Source organism: Sphingobium sp. (assembly GCF_048594625.1).
Lineage (GTDB): Bacteria > Pseudomonadota > Alphaproteobacteria > Sphingomonadales > Sphingomonadaceae > Sphingobium.
The window spans coordinates 1-17,084 of the sequence record NZ_JBMDWL010000025.1; the positions used below are offsets into that span (position 1 = coordinate 1).

16 protein-coding genes and 1 tRNA gene are annotated in these 17,084 nt (G+C 63.1%); 10 read left to right on the top strand and 7 right to left on the bottom strand.

The genetic code is table 11. From position 1 onward, the window contains the following. Positions 1-142 precede the first annotated feature (142 nt). Entirely contained in the window at positions 143-439 is a 297-nt protein-coding gene (locus ACOJSJ_RS02885; protein WP_420143483.1) for a chorismate mutase, read from the bottom strand. Between the two features lie 190 nt (positions 440-629). Here ACOJSJ_RS02885 and rpsD point away from each other — a divergent pair, with 190 nt between their 5' ends. Next, on the top strand, positions 630-1,244 hold the full coding sequence (gene rpsD, locus ACOJSJ_RS02890) for a 30S ribosomal protein S4 (protein ID WP_420143484.1): 615 nt from the start codon (positions 630-632) through the stop codon (positions 1,242-1,244). A gap of 76 nt (positions 1,245-1,320) precedes the next feature. Here rpsD and ACOJSJ_RS02895 read toward each other — a convergent pair whose 3' ends face one another. After that, the gene (locus ACOJSJ_RS02895; protein ID WP_420143485.1) at positions 1,321-3,309 is read right to left on the bottom strand and encodes an alpha/beta hydrolase family protein; all 1,989 of its coding nucleotides are present in this window, start codon (positions 3,307-3,309) and stop codon (positions 1,321-1,323) included. A 131-nt stretch (positions 3,310-3,440) separates the two neighbouring features. Here ACOJSJ_RS02895 and ACOJSJ_RS02900 point away from each other — a divergent pair, with 131 nt between their 5' ends. After that, a complete protein-coding gene (locus ACOJSJ_RS02900; protein WP_420143486.1) occupies positions 3,441-5,105 on the top strand; it encodes a M28 family peptidase in 1,665 nt (554 codons plus the stop codon). Between the two features lie 79 nt (positions 5,106-5,184). Beyond that, entirely contained in the window at positions 5,185-5,544 is a 360-nt protein-coding gene (locus tag ACOJSJ_RS02905; protein WP_420143487.1) for a hypothetical protein, read from the top strand. A gap of 4 nt (positions 5,545-5,548) precedes the next feature. Here ACOJSJ_RS02905 and ACOJSJ_RS02910 read toward each other — a convergent pair whose 3' ends face one another. Beyond that, complete coding sequence (locus tag ACOJSJ_RS02910; protein WP_420143488.1) at positions 5,549-6,001, bottom strand: DUF6265 family protein; 453 nt, start codon at positions 5,999-6,001, stop codon at positions 5,549-5,551. A 101-nt stretch (positions 6,002-6,102) separates the two neighbouring features. Between ACOJSJ_RS02910 and ACOJSJ_RS02915 the strand changes: the two genes are divergently transcribed. The 7 genes from ACOJSJ_RS02915 (at position 6,103) to ACOJSJ_RS02945 (ending at position 10,174) form a co-directional block, all read left to right on the top strand. Further along, positions 6,103-7,092: an agmatine deiminase family protein gene (locus ACOJSJ_RS02915; RefSeq protein WP_420143489.1), complete on the top strand. Its 990-nt coding sequence runs from the start codon at positions 6,103-6,105 to the stop codon at positions 7,090-7,092. A gap of 80 nt (positions 7,093-7,172) precedes the next feature. After that, the gene (locus ACOJSJ_RS02920; RefSeq protein ID WP_420143490.1) at positions 7,173-7,547 is read left to right on the top strand and encodes a DUF2501 domain-containing protein; all 375 of its coding nucleotides are present in this window, start codon (positions 7,173-7,175) and stop codon (positions 7,545-7,547) included. Between the two features lie 179 nt (positions 7,548-7,726). Further along, positions 7,727-8,575, top strand: coding sequence for an N-carbamoylputrescine amidase (aguB, locus tag ACOJSJ_RS02925; protein ID WP_420143491.1), 849 nt, complete (start codon positions 7,727-7,729; stop codon positions 8,573-8,575). A 7-nt stretch (positions 8,576-8,582) separates the two neighbouring features. Then, entirely contained in the window at positions 8,583-8,903 is a 321-nt protein-coding gene (locus tag ACOJSJ_RS02930) for a hypothetical protein (protein WP_420143492.1), read from the top strand. 7 nt (positions 8,904-8,910) lie between these two features. Next, on the top strand, positions 8,911-9,423 hold the full coding sequence (gene folK, locus ACOJSJ_RS02935) for a 2-amino-4-hydroxy-6-hydroxymethyldihydropteridine diphosphokinase (protein ID WP_420143521.1): 513 nt from the start codon (positions 8,911-8,913) through the stop codon (positions 9,421-9,423). Positions 9,424-9,465: 42 nt separating this feature from the next. Then, positions 9,466-9,541 (top strand) — tRNA-Lys (locus ACOJSJ_RS02940). 63 nt (positions 9,542-9,604) lie between these two features. After that, a complete protein-coding gene (locus tag ACOJSJ_RS02945) occupies positions 9,605-10,174 on the top strand; it encodes an NUDIX domain-containing protein (RefSeq protein ID WP_420143493.1) in 570 nt (189 codons plus the stop codon). A gap of 49 nt (positions 10,175-10,223) precedes the next feature. Here the strand turns inward: ACOJSJ_RS02945 and glgX are convergent, their stop codons facing one another. Genes glgX through glgB form a run of 4 tightly spaced genes read right to left on the bottom strand, consistent with a single transcriptional unit; the run spans position 10,224 to position 17,071 of the window. Beyond that, positions 10,224-12,143, bottom strand: a complete 1,920-nt coding sequence (gene glgX / locus ACOJSJ_RS02950) for a glycogen debranching protein GlgX (RefSeq protein WP_420143494.1) — start codon at positions 12,141-12,143, stop codon at positions 10,224-10,226. After that, complete coding sequence (gene glgA / locus ACOJSJ_RS02955) at positions 12,140-13,588, bottom strand: glycogen synthase GlgA (protein ID WP_420143495.1); 1,449 nt, start codon at positions 13,586-13,588, stop codon at positions 12,140-12,142. Before glgA ends, glgX begins: the two co-directional genes overlap by 4 nt. Positions 13,589-13,596: 8 nt before the next feature. Next, positions 13,597-14,856, bottom strand: coding sequence for a glucose-1-phosphate adenylyltransferase (gene glgC / locus ACOJSJ_RS02960; RefSeq protein ID WP_420143496.1), 1,260 nt, complete (start codon positions 14,854-14,856; stop codon positions 13,597-13,599). 52 nt (positions 14,857-14,908) lie between these two features. Then, positions 14,909-17,071, bottom strand: a complete 2,163-nt coding sequence (gene glgB, locus ACOJSJ_RS02965; RefSeq protein ID WP_420143497.1) for a 1,4-alpha-glucan branching protein GlgB — start codon at positions 17,069-17,071, stop codon at positions 14,909-14,911. Positions 17,072-17,084 lie beyond the last annotated feature (13 nt).

The window sequence follows — 17,084 nt, forward strand, 5'->3', positions numbered from 1 at the left end:
CCTGCTCACCAAGCCGGGCGGGAATCATCTGGTGGTGCGGACGCGGCGCGGCGTGCTTTCCCACCACAACCGCCCACGGGAGCGCTTTTTTCCTTCCCCGTTCAGTTCGCGCTTGGCGCTAACTGAACGGATGGAGAGACACTTATCCTCTCGTCCGGTCGTACACGTCCATTTCATAGGCGATGGACGCTTCGACCAGCTGTTCCCACAGGTCCGCGACAATGTCGCCCGGCGCGCCGATCCGTTCGGCCTCTGCGCGGGCCTGATCGATCACCTGCGCCTTGCGCGCTTCGTCGCGCACGGCGCTGCGGTCGGGCTTGATCCGGGCGGCGGCGCGCATATGGGCGAAACGCTGGCCAAGCAGCGCGACGATCTGGCGGTCGAGTTCATCGACGCCCGCGCGCACTTCGATCATGCTGGTATAGCTGTCTGGGTTCATGCCCGCCGATTAAGCTGCCGCATGGCACCTGTCGAGGCCCAGTCCGTGCTTGACATATTGTCATCCGATGGTCATAGGCGCCGCTTCGCGATTGGCCCTGCATCCCGGTGAAGCGGTGGCCCTGCCCCTGAAATATGGAAAGCAGGCGATACCGGGGATGACGTTAGACGCAATTGACAAGGAATTACATATGACGAAGCGCACCAGCGCCAAGTATAAAATCGACCGTCGCATGGGCGAAAACATTTGGGGTCGCCCCAAGTCGCCCGTCAACAAGCGCGAATATGGCCCCGGCCAGCACGGTCAGCGCCGCAAGGGCAAGATGTCGGACTTCGGCATCCAGCTGCGCGCGAAGCAGAAGCTGAAGGGCTATTACGGCGACATCACCGAAAAGCAGTTCAAGAAGAACTATTTCGAAGCCAGCCGCATGAAGGGCGACACCGGCCAGAACCTGATCGGTCTGCTGGAACGCCGTCTCGACGCCGTCGTGTATCGCGCCAAGTTCGCGCCGACCATCTTTTCGGCCCGTCAGATCGTTTCGCACGGCCACATCTATGTGAACGGCGTGAAGTGCAACATCGCGTCGCGTCTGGTGAAGCCGGGCGACGAAATCACCCTGGGCAAGAAGGCGCAGGAAATGGCGCTGGTTCTGGAAGCGCAGAGCCTGCCGGAACGCGACATCCCCGACTATGTGTCGCCCGATGGCGCCGCCAAGGTCACCTATGTCCGCGTGCCGACGCTGGACGAAGTGCCCTACCCGGTGAAGATGGAACCCAATCTGGTCGTCGAATTCTATTCGCGCTAATTCGGGTCACCGAACAGAGTTACAAAAAAGGGCGGCCCCGCAAGGAGCCGCCCTTTTTCTTTGGCTTTTTAGTCGATCATGGATGCAGGGCTTTTGCGATGAAGGCGGCGCTGCGCGTCAGCATGTCCACGCGCGCGTCACTATCATCCAGATAATGATCCAGACCGTCATAGGTGATCAGTTCCGACACCCCACCGGCACTTTTCAATCGATCATGCATCATGCGCGACTGGCCCACGCCGACATTGCGGTCATAGGTGCCATGAAACATCATGACCGGCACCTTTATGGCGTCGGCATGCCGCGCAGGCGAGCCTGCCTCGATATGCGCGCCCGTGCCGATAAAAGCACTGACCCGCGCATAGTCGCTCCATTCGCGATGCTCCTCCCTCAGGCGATCGAGATCGGTCACCGGAGCAATCGCCACAACCGCCTTGAACAATCCCGGTTCGGTCACCGCCGATTGCAACGCCGCATAGCCGCCATAGGACCATCCCACGATCGCCAGCTTACCCTGCTGCGCAATGCCTTCCTTCACCAACCAGCGCGCGCCGTCATCCACATCCCCGATGGCCGTGCGCCATCTTTGATACCCGTTCTTTTCAAACCATGCGTCGCCATAGCCGGTCGATCCGCGGAAATTTGGCTGAAGCACGGCATAGCCGAGGCTGGCATAATATTGCGACAGCCAATCAAATCCCCACTCGTCGCGTGCCCCCGGCCCACCATGGGGCATGACTATCGCAGGCAAGCCTTTCACGGCTCCCCCCGGTGGCAATGTCAGATAGCCCGGAATCATCGTGCCGTCCGCCGCCGGATAGCTGACAGCTTTCACCGGCGACAGCTTGACCCCATCCAGTTGCGGGCGCGTCGCCACCAGCGATTCCATATGGTTGGTCGTACGATCCAGCAAGTAATAGCGCCCCGGATCGACATCGCTGCCAGCCCACAGCAGCAGTTTCTGTTCATCGTCACTGGCATCGATCACCTGGACGAGCGGTTGATCGGGCAAGGCGCGCGACAGGGCAGATGCCAGTTTGGCGACGGTCGGGTCGAAATAGAACACTTCGCGCCTGTCGGTCACATAGCTGACCCCCACCGCGCGCCGATTGCGGCCGATCGTGACAAAGCCATCCACATCGACCTGCGGATGCGCGAACAGCAATGTTTCCGCGCCGTCATCATCCAACGCTTTGCTGTAGGCTGCCATACGACCATCCTTGCTTTTCAGGCCGTAGGCCAGATCGCGCGCCCGATCGACATGATAGGGGTCGAACCCGTTCACATCCGCCCCAAGGACGCTGAGCGGCTTCCAAGGCCCACCATCCGTGGGACGATAGAAGTAATTGATCCTGTCTGCTTCATAGCCGGTCGCCGTCGTGGGCCGCACACCCATGACCCGCACCCTGCCATGACCGTCGCTGATGAATTCACGCGCATCCTGCCGTGGCCGCTCCACGGTTTTCGTGCGCAACGTAACGCTGTCGACATCGTCCACGCCAAATCCATCCAGCGTCTGCGCCACGCGCGTGCCGGTCGTCTGTTCCGGCACATATTGTCGTATCATCAGAACATGACCGTCTTCGCCGGGCGACCAGTCTATGACGTCGCCGCCAAACAGGCTGACACCCAATGACAGGCCGTTCATCTGCTTATTTTGCAGGATTTTCAGATTGCCGCCATTTTTGTCGAGGGCCACGATGCGATTTACCCGTGCCAGCCCGAACGACATTTGTTGCATGATATAGGCATTACAAAGCAGGCGGCTGTTACTGGCCCATTTACAGAATGACAGTCGCTCAGGCGTACCGGCCGCCTGAAGTATCTGTACCGGGTTGATGGCACCTGAATTTTGCAGATCGACGATGGAAACGGCCGACGCTCGACCAGCCTGTGGCGTGATGAAGGCCACCTGATTGCCGTCCGGAGAAAGGCTGGCATGCTGTATTCCCTCCCGCGCCCCGAATGCTTTTGCCAATATTATCGGATCGGGCGGCGTTTGCGCCGACAACGCCGTCGTCATCATCAAAGCCGAAGAAAAACCGCCCCTATTCAGCCACTTCATTCATGCCCCCTGGCAAATCGACTATGGTGATGGGCTAGGCATTCTCTTGAACGATGGCAATCCCGATCGCTTGCCCTGAGCGACCTGCAATGGCATCACCCGCACATTCGTAAAACAGAAGGGGTTGTCCCATGCGCTCTTCCATCGCGGCGATTGCCGTTCTCCTTTCATTGGCCGCCTGTTCGACCGAAGGCACCGACAAGCCCGCCGCTTCGGCCACGGGCGCGCCGTCGATCGATACGATGAAGCGGCTGGTCGAGGAACTTTCGTCCGACGCCTATGAAGGCCGCGCACCGGGCAGCGCTGGCGAGGAAAAGACGCTCGCCCTGCTGGCGAAGGAGTTCGAGAAGCTGGGCCTGAAGCCGGGCAACAAGGGCAGCTGGTTTCAGGACGTGCCGTTGGTGGAAATCACCGCGAAGAATGTGTCGCCGCTCAGCTTCACCGGCGGCAAGGGCAGCGTGACCGCCGCCTATGGCCCGGAAATGGTGGTCGGCACCTATCGCACGACGCAGAAGCATATCGATGTGAAGGACAGCCCGGTCGTCTTCGTCGGCTATGGCATCAACGCGCCCGAAAAGGGCTGGAACGATTATGCCGGGGTCGATGTAAAGGGGAAGACGGTCGTCATCCTGGTCAACGATCCCGATTATGAGACGGAAGGGCTGAGCGGTCCCTTCAATGGCCGGGCCATGACCTATTATGGCCGCTGGACATACAAGTTCGAGGAGGCGGCGCGCCAGGGCGCGGCCGCCGCGATCATCGTGCATGACACGGTGCCCGCAGCCTATGGCTGGAACGTCGTGCAGTCGAGCTGGACCGGCGCGCAGCATGTGGCCGACAGCGCCAACGGCAATGCCGACCAGAGCGCCGCCATCGGGTGGATGCAGAAGGACAAGGCGGCCGCCCTGTTCGCCAGCGCGGGGATGGACCTGACGGCGCAGATGGCCGCCGCCAAGAAGAAGGGCTTCAAGGCCGTGCCGCTGGGCAATGTGAAGGCCAATGTTTCCTTCGACAACACCCTGCGCAAACATAGTTCGAAGAATGTCGTGGCCCTGCTGCCCGGCAAGACGCGGCCGGACGAATATGTCCTCTACAGCGCCCACTGGGATCATCTGGGCCATTGTCAGGCAGCACCCGACGGCGACGACATCTGTAACGGCGCGGTGGACAATGCCACCGGCACCGCCGCGCTGGTCGCGCTGGCCGAAGCCAATGTGAAGGCTGGCCCGACCGACCGCAGTCAGGTGTTTCTGGCGGTGACGGCAGAGGAATCGGGCCTGCTGGGATCGGCCTATTATGGCAACAACCCCATCTATCCCTTCGTCAAGACGGTGGGCGGCGTGAACATGGATGCGCTGAGCGTCGCGGGCGAGGCGAAGAATGTCGTCGTCATCGGCAAGGGCAAGTCGCAGCTGGACGCCTATCTCGACCGCGCATTGAAGGCGCAAGGGCGCGTCGCGACGACCGAGCCGACCCCGGAAAAGGGCTATTATTACCGTTCAGACCATTTCAGCTTCGCCAAACATGGCCTGCCCATGCTCTATTTCGAAGGCGGCGAGGATCTGGTGAAGGGCGGAACCAACGCGGGCATGGCCGCCGCCGAGGATTATACCAAGAACCGCTACCATGGCCCCAAGGACGAATATGATCCCAACTGGGACTGGACCGGCGTGCTGGCGGACCTGAAAATCTATTACACCGTGGGCCGCGATCTGGCGTCCACGACCGACTGGCCCAACTGGATGGATGGGGATGAATTCCGCGCCATCCGCGACAAGGACCGGGCGGGCCAATAAGGCATCAGACGGGGCAGGTTCAGCGACGGTTCACGCCGTTCCGCCGAACCTGCCCCCAACCCGACCAAGGGCGTTCCGCATGCGCATCTTGTTTGCCCTGAAGTTACTGGCCTTTCCTGCTGCGCTGTCGGCGCAGATCGCTCCATCGGCTCAGCCCAAAACGCCGTCCGGCCCCGTCGATATACGGATCAGGCCGTCCGATGGCGGCGATCATGAATTGCAGAAATCGCGCGAAGCCATTCGCGAAGGGCGCAGGAGCCACACGCTGACCAAGAGCCAAGCGCGTGGGCTTCGCCGTGAAGCCGATGCCAATGATGCTCTGGCGCACCGCTATGCGCGCGACGGCCTGTCCCATTCGGAACGGCGAGAACTCGACATGCGCGGCCGCGTGCTTCAGAGCCTGACGCAGGCGCAGCGCGCCCAGCCCAAACGCCCCTGACGGATCACTGACCGGCGGGCGTATAAGTCCAGCTTTGCGCTTCGCTGCCATCCATCTTCGCGGTTTCCGCCATCAACAATCGGCCCTCGCGCCAATAGTGTATGCGCTGCGGATAATCATGGTCCGGGTTGGCGAAGATGATGTCGCGCACCCCCTGCTCCACCGCGGGGAAGGCGACCGACTTGCCGCCTTCCGGCGCCGCGTGTAACGTCAGCGTGCCGTCTGCCGCGCGCACGATGCGCATCACTTCCCAGCTGCGCAGGCTTTCCCCGCGTCCGACCCGCCCCATGCCGATCATCGTGCCACCGCGCGGCAGGCTCCACACCTCCTCGCTCCAGCGGTCGTCGCGCTGTTGCAGCCATTCGCCGGTCATCCAGTCGGGCAGGTCGGCGGCGTGGGCGCGCCCTGCCAGTGCCAGCAGCAGCGACGCCGCGATCATCGAAACTCTTTTCCGCATGGCTTTTCGCCCTCTGTCCAGACCCGGTCGGGCGCGCTATGGAGCGCGCGACATCCCGCTATCACGGATCAGTCCCCGACTGAACAAGGACACAAAAAGTCATGACTTTTCGCATGCCTGCCGAATGGGCGCCGCACGACTGGACCTGGATCGGCTTTCCGACCAACCCCGCCGAATGGCTCGGCGCGTTCGAAGACGCACGGGTTCAGATCGCCGCCTTCGCCAGCGCCCTCGACGCCGATGGCAGGGGTGAAGAGGTGCGGCTGGTCGTCGCGAACGAAGCCGATGCACAGGCCGCCCGCGCCCTTGTGACGCCCGGCGTGTCGGTCATCGTCCACAGGCTGGGCGACGTATGGCTGCGCGACACCGCGCCCATCGCCGTGCTGAATGGCGCGGGCGCAAAAGCGTTGGTCGATTTCGGCTTCAATGGCTGGGGCGGCAAATATCAGATGCCGGGCGACGAAGATATTGGCGCCCGCCTGGCCGCGACCACAGGCCTGCCTACCTCCACCCAGAACTGGGTGTTCGAAGGCGGCGCGATCGACACCGACGGCACCGGCCTGTTCGTGACGACGGAACAATGTCTGCTGAACCCCAACCGCAATCCCGATCTGGATCGCGGCAAGATCGAAACGCTGCTGGCGGGCGCGCTGGGCCTCTCGGACATGCTGTGGCTGGGCGACGGGTTGCTGAACGATCATACCGACGGCCATGTCGACAACCTTGCCCGCTTCGTCGCGCCGGGGCACCTGGCCTTGCCGATCGCGACGACCGATGACGATCCCAACGCGGTCATCTACGCCGACGCCCGCGCCCGTGCGAAGGCGCATGGGGTCGAAGTGGTGGACATCCCCTCCCCCGGTCTGGTGCTGGTGGACGGTGAAGCCATCCCGGCCAGCTACATGAATTTCTACGTCGGCAACGCCGCCGTCATCGTGCCGATCTATGGCCAGCCCAATGATCAGGCGGCGCTCGACGCATTTCGCCCCTTCTTCCCCGGTCGCGACATCGTCGGACTGCGCAGCGACGCCATCCTGTCGGGCGGCGGCAGCTTCCATTGTTGCAGCCAGCAGATGCCGTCGATCGCCTGATAAAGGTGGTTGCGAACGGGCGTGGATGGGATCAGGCTTTGCCCCGTCCCGGCGGGAGTCGCCGGATGGGGAGACTGTTCGTGATTCGCACGTCCGTTCGCGCCGCCCTGACCATCGCGATGCTGGCCGTGGCAGGCGCATCCCCCGCGCAGCTTGGCAATCTGGGCGGACTGCTGGGCGGGGCGATGCCCAATATCGCGTCGGTGGGCGCGGGCAATGCGGCGGGCGTGCTCAGCTATTGCGTGAAGAACAAGCTGGTCAATGCGACCAGCGCCAGTTCCATCCTGAGCAAGCTGACGGGCAAGCCGGGCGTCACGGAATCGAACGGCTTTAAACTGGGCCAGACCGGCACCATTCAGGGCGACGGCGGCGCGCTGCCCATCGCGGGGCTGAAGGAAAAGGTGAAGACAAAGGCGTGCGATCTGGTGCTGCGCCATGCAGGATCGCTGATCTAGGGTTTATCATTGAAGTCATCCTGCACCGATGATGACCCGCGAAATGCGATAGATGGAAGACGGTCGGAACATGATCCGATCGCGGATAATCGGATCATGCCCCGATCCTGATCTGGACGGGTAGCATGTCGCGACGACACCCCCTATATGGCGCGCTGTTCCCCGCCATGGAGTGAAGAATGACCCGCGTCACCGTTGCCGCCCTGCAACTCGCCTTTTCGGACGACATGGCCGACAATATCGCGCTGGTCGCCGACCATGTGCGTCAGGCCGCCGCGCGCGGGGCAAAGATCATCCTTCCGCCCGAACTGTTCGAAGGCCCCTATTTCTGCCGCGTGGAGGATGAGGCGCTGTTCGACCGCGCCCACCCGACCGACAGTCACCCCGCCGTGCAGGAGATGCGCAAGCTGGCGAAGGAACTGGGCGTCTATATCCCGACCAGCTATTTCGAGCGGGACGGCCATCATTATTACAATTCTCTGGCCATGATCGATGACGCGGGCGACATCATGGGCGTCTATCGCAAGAGCCATATTCCCGATGGTCCCGGCTATGAGGAAAAATATTATTTCCGCCCCGGCAATACAGGGTTCAAGGTGTGGCCGACAAAATATGGCACCATCGGCGTCGGCATCTGCTGGGACCAATGGTATCCCGAAACGGCGCGATGCATGGCGTTGATGGACGCGGAAATGCTGTTCTACCCGACCGCCATCGGATCGGAACCGTATGACGCGGAACTCGACACCAGCCGCATGTGGCGCCGCGCCATGATTGGCCATGCCGTCAGCAACTGCATGCCGGTCATCGCGTCCAACCGCATCGGCGATGAAGAGGGCCAGAAATTCTACGGCCACAGCTTCATCAGCGACGAATGGGGCGATTTCGCGGCCGAAGCCGACGCGAAGGATCATGGCGCGATCGTCGCGACGCTGGATCTGGCAAAGGCCAAGATCCATCGCGCAGGCATGGGATTTTTCCGCGACCGTCGCCCGGACCTTTACGGCCGGATCGCGCAGGACATCTGATCGCGACATGAACGACGACATCGCAATTCCGGCAGAAACGCCCGCAGAACTGCCCGCTGAAACGACCGCGGAGACGGCTGCTGAACTGACCGTTGAAACGAGCGGAGAGGCAGCTGCGGAAACGACCGAAGCCTTTATCAATCTCAGCCGTCCCCAAAAACGGTTGCTGAAGCGCCTCTATAACGCCCGCACCGTGCCGGTGATCGTGGATGAACGGCCGTTCCTGACCTATAAGGATGCCTGCCGTTATCTGCTGTCCCTTGGCGGAGACGCGCGGGACGCCGCCTATGCGCAGATGAAGGCGCATGTCCGGGACAAGGTTCGCTGAACGCCCCATGGCGGGCGATGCGCCCCATATCTATGCGCTGGCGCTGGGGTCCAACCGGCCATTGTCGGCGCGCCGCACCCCCGCACGGCTGCTGACCGAGGCCGCCATGCGGATCGGCGCCATCGGCACGGTGCGGGGCATTGCGCCGATCCTGTCGACCCCGCCGCTTGGCCCGTCGGCGCGGCGCTTTGCCAATGGCGCATTGCTGGTCGAAACCGCCCTGCCCCCGCCCGCCATGCTCGCCGCATTGCAGAAGATCGAGAATCATCTCGGCCGTCGCCGTCATCGCCGCTGGGGCGCGCGCAGCATGGACATCGACATCATCCTGTGGTCCGGCGGCATGTGGCCCCCGGCGTTCCGACACAGCCGCACCCTCATGATTCCCCACGCCGCCTGCCGCGATCGAGGCTTCGTCCTGACGCCCTTGCTGGCCATCGCCCCTGACTGGCGCGATCCGGTGACGGGGCTTTCCATCCGCCATCTTCATGCCAGACTGCAAAAAGCGGCACAGCGCGCTTGACCATCGCGCCCACCGCCTTTAGGGCGACCTGCACCGCTTCGGGGGTCCATAGCTCAGTCGGTAGAGCAACTGACTTTTAATCAGTAGGTCACTGGTTCGAACCCAGTTGGACTCACCATTTCCCGTCATTGGCACAGCGGCGCCCGACCTTTAAGGGCGTTGGTGAAGCGGAGAACTGCCAATGACCAGCATCCTTTCGACGCGCCCCATCTATCAGGGCTGGCTCAATCTGATCATGGTGGCGATGCGCGGCATCGACGGCACCCATTATGATCGCCATGTCGTGGAAATGAACCGCGCCGTGGTGGTGCTGCCCTATGATCCCGACCGCCGGGTCGCGCTGGTCGTCTCCATGCCCCGCACACCGGTGATGCTGGCGGGCCTGCCCGACCTGCTGGAACCCATTGCGGGGATATTGGAGGATGAACCGGCCGATTGCGCCCGGCGCGAAGCGATGGAGGAAGCGGGCGTGCGGTTGGGCGATCTGACCCATCTGGGCCAGATCTGGAGCATTCCCACCGTCGTCACCGAACGAATCGACTATTTCCTGGCAGAATATCGCGCGCAGGATCGGATCGCGGCGGGTGGCGGACTGGACGAGGAACAGGAAAATATCACCGTCCATGAAATGACGCTGGACGATCTGTGGACGCGGTTAGCGCAAAAGCGGATCGGCGACGGCAAGCTGGCCATCACTCTGATGGCGCTGCGGCTGCGGCGACCCGATCTGTTCAGCGTGCCGGTCGCCTGAAACATGATCCGATGGGGATGAGAACATGATCCGTTCATACTGAATCGGATCATCCTCTCCTTTTTTTGCCTCCCGCATTTTCCGGGTCAGCAGATGATGCCCTGATCTCTACGGCCCGCGCAGGTACTTCCACCGCTTCTTCGGGCAGGTGGAACAGGCAGGCCTGCGTCGTTCCGTTGACGCAGATCGCCAGCCCGCTCGCACGATAGCGCATCGCCAGCCATCGGCGATCCGGGTCTTCCCATTGCGCGACCGTCATCTGCTGGCCACCCTCATCCAGCCATTCGACATCCCCGTCGTTCAGCATGTCGATGGCGCGCAGGTCGGGCGTCCCGGCGCGCCATGTAGCCAGGGCGAAGGCATGCGCCTCTACATCCCGGTCACGCCCAGCCCAGTCGATCCAGCCGATCGCATTATCCTGCGCATAGGCATTATTGTTGCCCAGCTGGCTGCGCCCGAATTCATCGCCTGCGGTCAGCATGATGGTGCCGCGCGATGCGAACAGGGTCGATAGCAGCGCCTTTATATCGCGGCGGCGGGCATCGCGCACCGCCGGATCGTCGCTCGCGCCCTCTACACCATTGTTCCAGCTGAAATTTTCGCCATGGCCGTCGCGATTATCCTCGCCATTGGCGTGGTTGTGGCGCTGTTCGTAAGCGGTCAGGTCCGCCAGCGTGAAACCGTCATGCGCGGCCAGGAAATTGACGCTGCGCGTCCGCTCGCCACCGAAAATATCGGATGATCCCGCCAGCCGCGTGGCAAAAGCGCCCAGCGTGCCCCCGTCCCCACGCCAGAAGCGTCGCATATCGTCGCGATACCGGTCGTTCCATTCCAGCCATGGCGCGCCAAAGCGGCCCAGTTGATAGCCACCCGGCCCGATGTCCCACGGTTCGGCAATCAAGATGCGGTCCGCCAGCAGCGGATCGGCCCGCATGTCCGCCAGCAACGGGGCATCGGGATCGAACCCGTCCGCCATCCGTCCCAATGCGGGGCCAAGGTCGAAACGAAAACCGTCCACCCCCGCCTGCATGACGAAATGACGCAGCGAATCGAGGATCAGGCGGCGCATGACCGGCGCGTTGCAGGCGATGGTATTGCCGGTGCCGGTATCGTTGATCAGGCGGCCGTCGGCATCGTGCCGGAAATAGCCCCGCGCATCCAGCCCGCGCAGCGACAGGGTCGGCCCGTGCCGGTCGCTTTCCCCATCATGATTATAGACCATGTCGAGGATGACGCCGATCCCCGCTTCATGCAGGGCCACCACCGCTTCCCGTAATTCGGCCATGCCACCGGGCGCAAGGCGCGGGTCGATCGCGAAATAGCTGACCGGGTTATAGCCCCAAGCGTTGGTCAGGCCCAGCGGCCCCAGATGCCGTTCATCGATCCATGCGTTGATGGGCATGATTTCGATGGCGGCGACATGCAGGCTTTTGAGATGCGCGATGACCGCCGGATGGGCGATCGCGGCGATGGTCCCCCGCTGCGCTTCGGGCACTTCGGGATGCAACATGGTGAAGCCGCGCACCTGCACTTCGTAGATCAGGCCGCCCGGCGTGAAGCATGGCGGCTGCGCCTCCACCTGTTCGGGCGCTGCCATCACCACGCCCTTCGGCATCAGGGGGGCGGTGTCGCCCCCCTGTCCACGCGGCGCGGCCAGTGCCGGATCGTAGCGAAATTCCCGGTCCAGCGCCTGCGCATAGGGATCGATCAGCAGCTTGTCGGGGTCGAACCACAGCCCGGCATCGGGATCATGGGGACCATCGGCGCGCAGGCCATAGCGCGCACCCGCGCCCACGCCCGCCGCCTCGACATGCCAATAGCCATCCGCATCGCGCAACATCGGCAGGCGGCTTTCGCGATCCGCCGCGTCGAACAGGCACAGCCACAGCTGGCTGGCATCGGGCGACCAGACGGTGAAGCGGGTGCTGCCCGCGCCAATCACCGGCCCGGCCGTCGCGCCCACCGTCACGCCGCTCCCGCCATCAGCGCGCGATACAGGTCGGCATAGCGCGCCGCGCTGTTGGTCCAGGAAAAATCGGCGGCCATTCCGGCGCGCTGCATGGCCTGCCACGCCTTCCGGTCGCCATGCAAGGCGACCAGCCGATTGATCGCGCCATGCAGCGCCAGCGCATCGGACGGCGCGAAGACGATCCCAGTTGCCGCCCTCGCGCTCACTGCCGCTTCATTGGCGTCGATCACCGTGTCCGCCAGGCCGCCGACCCGCGCCACCACCGGCACGCAGCCATAGCGCAGCGCATAAAGCTGGGTCAGGCCGCATGGTTCGAACCGCGACGGGATCAATATGGCGTCGCCGCCCGCCTGCATCAGGTGGGACAGCGGCTCGTCATAACCGATGCGCACGCCGATCCGCCCGCGATGCCGGTCCGCCGCGCCCAGCAATGCGCCCTCCAGCGCATGGTCGCCCGATCCCAGCACGGCCAGCTTGCCCCCCTGCGCCACCAGATGTTCGGCTGCGTCGATCATCAGGTCCATCCCCTTCTGCCAGGTCAGGCGACTGACGATGATGCACAGCGGCGCGCCGTCGTGGTCGAGGCCAAATGCCTTTTCCAGCGCCTTGCGGTTTGCAGCCCGCCCGGCGATCGACTTCGCGCCATAGCTTTTGGGGATCAGATCGTCGGCGGCGGGATTCCATATGCAGACGTCAACGCCGTTCAATATGCCGTGCAATTTGTCGACCCGCCCGTTGATCAGGCCGTCAAGCCCCATGCCGTGGACGGGCGACCGGATTTCCTGCGCGTAGGTGGGACTGACCGTGGTGATCGCGTCGGCGGAAATCAGCCCGGCCTTCAGATAGCCGGTGCCGCCATAATATTCGACCCCGTCCACGCCCCATGCTTCGGGCGGCAGGCCAAGCTGCGGGAAGATGTCGGCGCTGAACCGCCCCTGAAAGGCGAGGTTGTGGATGGTCACGATGCGGGGCACATGGGCGGCCGGACCGAAGCGCATATAGGCCGCCGTCATCGCCGCCTGCCAGTCATGGACATGGACGATGTCCGGCCGCCACCCCTTCATCAGTCCTTCGGCGATGTCCGCCCCGGCGCGCGACAGGGCCGCGAAGCGTTTCCAGTTGTCGGGCCAGTCATTGCCGCCATGATCGCCATAGGGACCGCCTTCGCGTGCGAAGAAATCCGGCGCATCCAGCACCAGCAGGTCCATGCCGTCGATGCTGGCCGCCACTATCGTCGCAGGCGCGCCGAACAGCGCGTCGTACCGGCGCACGACCTTTGCCTTACCCAATCGCGCGATGACGGCGGGGTAACCGGGCACCAGCGTGCGCACCGCCACCCCCTGCCCCGCGAGCGCGCCGGGCAGCGCGCCGACGACATCGGCAAGGCCGCCGGTCTTGATCAACGGATAGATTTCGGACGCGACCGACAGCAGGTTGATGGTCATGGCGCTGGTCAGGCCGCCAGCCGATCAATCATCGCCTGCGTCACCAGACACACGCCGCTGTCCGTGCGGCGGAAACGCTGCGCATCATAGTCCGGATTTTCGCCGATGATCAGGCCCGGCGGAATGATGATCCCCGAATCCACCACGCATTTATGCAGCCGCGCGCCGCGCCCAATCTCACAATCGGGCATGATGACGCTTTCGGTCACGGACGAAAAACTGTGGGTGCGCACGCCGGAAAACAGCAGGCTGCGATGCAGGGACGATCCCGACACGATGCACCCGCCCGCCACCAGAGAGGATGTCGCCGATCCGCGACGGCCATCTTCATTATGCACGAATTTGGCGGGCGGCGTGACTTCCGAATAGGTCCAGAGCGGCCAGCTGCGGTCGTAAAGGTCGAGGCTGGGCACCACGTCGGTCAAATCGACGCTGGCCTGCCAATAGGCGTCTATGGTCCCGACGTCGCGCCAATAGGGGACCAGTTCGCTTTCCGCCCGGACGCAGCTGTTGGAAAAGCGATGCGCCACCGCTTTGCCATGTTTGACGATATAGGGGATGATGTCGCCGCCGAAATCGCGCTTGCTGTGCGGGTCGTCCGCGTCGCGCAGCAACTGTTCGATCAGGAAACGGGTGCGGAACACATAGATGCCCATCGACGCCAGCGCCATGTCGGGCTGGCCGGGGATGCCGGGCGGGTCTTTGGGCTTTTCGATGAAGGCGGTGATGACGTCCGCTTCATCGACATGCATCACGCCAAAGCCCACCGCCTCCATCCGCGGCACCTCCAGACATCCGACCGTGACGTCCGCGCCACTGTCGACATGCTGTTGAAGCATCAGTTCATAGTCCATCTTATAGACATGATCGCCCGCCAGAATGACCATATATTCTGGGGCATAGGCTTCTATGATGTCGATATTCTGGAATACGGCATCGGCCGTTCCTTCATACCACTGGCTTTCGGAAATGCGCTGGCTGGCGGGCAGAATGTCGAAACTTTCATTGCGTTCGGGGCGCAGGAAGTTCCAGCCGCGTTGCAAATGGCGGATCAGCGAATGCGCCTTATACTGCGTCGCCACGCCGATGCGGCGGATGCCGCTGTTGAGCGCGTTGGACAGGGCGAAATCGATGATCCGCGCCTTGCCGCCGAAATGCACGGCGGGCTTGGCGCGCCTGTCGGTCAGTTCCGCCAGCCTGCTGCCGCGCCCACCCGCCAGCACATAGGCCATGGCATCGCGTGCAATCGGCTGATATTTGCTCTGCATTAATGCGCCTCTCCTCTTGTCGCGCGCATTGCATCGCGCGCGCCCTTCCCGTTCAATAATCCAGTTCCAGCATCAGGGTTGCAAAGGGCGGGATGGTGATGTTGGCCCATCCTTCCTCATCCGCCGTCACCTGACCCATATTGCCCGCGCCGCTGCCGCCATAATCCTGCGCGTCGCTGTTCAAAATCTCGCGCCACAGGCCGCCCGACGGCAACCGCATGCGATAGCCATGGCGCAGGATCGGCGTGAAATGGCTGATGACGACGATGGGCCGCACCCCCGGCGCACGGCGTTGCCAGGCAAAGACGCTGTCGGCCGCCCCGTCCACCAATACCCATTCGAACCCGTCCGCTTCGCAATCGCGCGCATGGAGCGCCGCGCGGGACCGGTAGAGTTGGTTGAGGTCGCCGATCAGCCGCTGCACCCCCTGATGCGGGCCATGATCCAGCAGATGCCAGTCGAGCGCACGCGCTTCGCTCCATTCGTCGCGCTGGGCAAATTCCTGCCCCATGAACAGCAGCTTCTTGCCCGGATAGCCCCACATGAAGGCATAATAGGCCCGCAGGGTCGCGAATTTCTGCCAGTCGTCACCCGACATCTTGTGCAGCAGCGACGCCTTGCCATGCACCACTTCGTCATGGCTCAGCGCCAGCACGAAATTCTCGCTAAAGGCATAGAGCAGGCCGAAGGTGATGTCCTGATGATGATGCGCCCGTTGCACCGGATCGCGCTCCAGATAGCGCAGCGTGTCGTGCATGTAGCCCATATTCCATTTGAAGCCGAAGCCAAGGCCGCCCGCATCCACCGGCTTGGACACGCCCGGCCAGCTGGTCGATTCCTCCGCAATGGTCATGACGCCGGGATGCGCGCCGTACAGCGCCCGGTTCATCTGCTGGAGGAAGGCGACAGCCTCCACATTTTCGCGCCCGCCATGGTCGTTGGGAATCCATTCCCCGTCCCTGCGCGAATAATCGAGATAGAGCATCGACGCGACCGCATCCACGCGCAGTCCGTCGATATGGTAGCGCTCCGCCCAGAACAGCGCATTGTTCAGCAGAAACTGCGCAACCTCCCGCCGACCGAAATTATAGATCGCGGTGTTCCAGTCGGGGTGGAAGCCCTTGCGCGGGTCGGCATGTTCGTAAAGCGCGGTGCCGTCGAACTGCGCCAGGCCATGTTCGTCGGTCGGGAAATGCGCCGGCACCCAATCGAGGATGACTCCGATCCCCGCCCGATGCGCGCCATCGATGAAACGGGCGAACCCCGCCGGATCGCCGAACCGCGCGGTCGGCGCGTACAGCCCCAGCGTCTGATAGCCCCAGCTGGGATCATAGGGATATTCGCTGACCGGCAGAAATTCAATATGGGTAAAGCCCATGCCCACGACATAGGGGATCAGGCGATGGGCCAAGTCGTCCCATGACAGGAAATCGCCATCCTCACCCCGTTGCCACGACCCGGCATGGACTTCGTAGATCGATATGGGCTGGCGTCGCGCATCGCTGCCCCGCCAGAAGGCGCGATGGCGATCGTCGCCCCATCCATGGTCCTGCGGCGCGGCGACGATGGAGGCCGTGGACGGCCGCAATTCGCTCTGAAAGGCATAGGGGTCGGCCTTGAGCGGCAATAGCGCGCCATCGGCCCCGACGATTTCATATTTATAGGGGCTGCCCGGCTCCACGTCCGGCACGAACAATTCCCATACGCCCGCATCGGCGCGATGGCGCATCATGCCGCGCCGCCCGTCCCATCGGTTGAAATCACCGACCACCGACACGCGCCGGGCGTTGGGCGCCCAGACCGCGAAATGGGTGCCGGTCACGCCTTCATGGGTGATGACGTGCGCGCCCAGCTTGTCGAACAGCCGGGCATGCGACCCTTCGGACAGATAATGATCGTCCATCGGCCCCAGCACCGGCCCAAAGCCATAGGGATCGATCAGGGCATAGCTGCTGCCGTCGCCATAGGTCGCGACATAGCGCAGCGGCTGACGCTTGCGGACGGTCACCTTGCCATGGAACAGGCCGTCGGCATGTATCTGCGGCAGCGCGCCGACGGGCTTGCCGTCCAGCATCTGCGCCTCCACCGTCACCGCTTCAGGCAGCAGGACACAGGCCGAAAAGCCCTTGTTCGCCGGATGTACGCCCAGCGTGGCAAAGGGATCGTCGTCCAGCCCGCTGACCAGCCGTTCGATCTGATCTGATGTCAAAGCCACATTATGCGTCACC

Coding starts and splice junctions, on each gene's coding strand:
- ACOJSJ_RS02885 (WP_420143483.1), bottom strand. CDS start 439: ATGAACCCAGACAGCTATACCAGCATGATCGAAGTGCGCGCGGGCGTC.
- rpsD (WP_420143484.1), top strand. CDS start 630: ATGACGAAGCGCACCAGCGCCAAGTATAAAATCGACCGTCGCATGGGC.
- ACOJSJ_RS02895 (WP_420143485.1), bottom strand. CDS start 3,309: ATGAAGTGGCTGAATAGGGGCGGTTTTTCTTCGGCTTTGATGATGACG.
- ACOJSJ_RS02900 (WP_420143486.1), top strand. CDS start 3,441: ATGCGCTCTTCCATCGCGGCGATTGCCGTTCTCCTTTCATTGGCCGCC.
- ACOJSJ_RS02905 (WP_420143487.1), top strand. CDS start 5,185: ATGCGCATCTTGTTTGCCCTGAAGTTACTGGCCTTTCCTGCTGCGCTG.
- ACOJSJ_RS02910 (WP_420143488.1), bottom strand. CDS start 6,001: ATGCGGAAAAGAGTTTCGATGATCGCGGCGTCGCTGCTGCTGGCACTG.
- ACOJSJ_RS02915 (WP_420143489.1), top strand. CDS start 6,103: ATGACTTTTCGCATGCCTGCCGAATGGGCGCCGCACGACTGGACCTGG.
- aguB (WP_420143491.1), top strand. CDS start 7,727: ATGACCCGCGTCACCGTTGCCGCCCTGCAACTCGCCTTTTCGGACGAC.
- ACOJSJ_RS02930 (WP_420143492.1), top strand. CDS start 8,583: ATGAACGACGACATCGCAATTCCGGCAGAAACGCCCGCAGAACTGCCC.
- folK (WP_420143521.1), top strand. CDS start 8,911: ATGGCGGGCGATGCGCCCCATATCTATGCGCTGGCGCTGGGGTCCAAC.
- ACOJSJ_RS02945 (WP_420143493.1), top strand. CDS start 9,605: ATGACCAGCATCCTTTCGACGCGCCCCATCTATCAGGGCTGGCTCAAT.
- glgA (WP_420143495.1), bottom strand. CDS start 13,588: ATGACCATCAACCTGCTGTCGGTCGCGTCCGAAATCTATCCGTTGATC.
- glgC (WP_420143496.1), bottom strand. CDS start 14,856: ATGCAGAGCAAATATCAGCCGATTGCACGCGATGCCATGGCCTATGTG.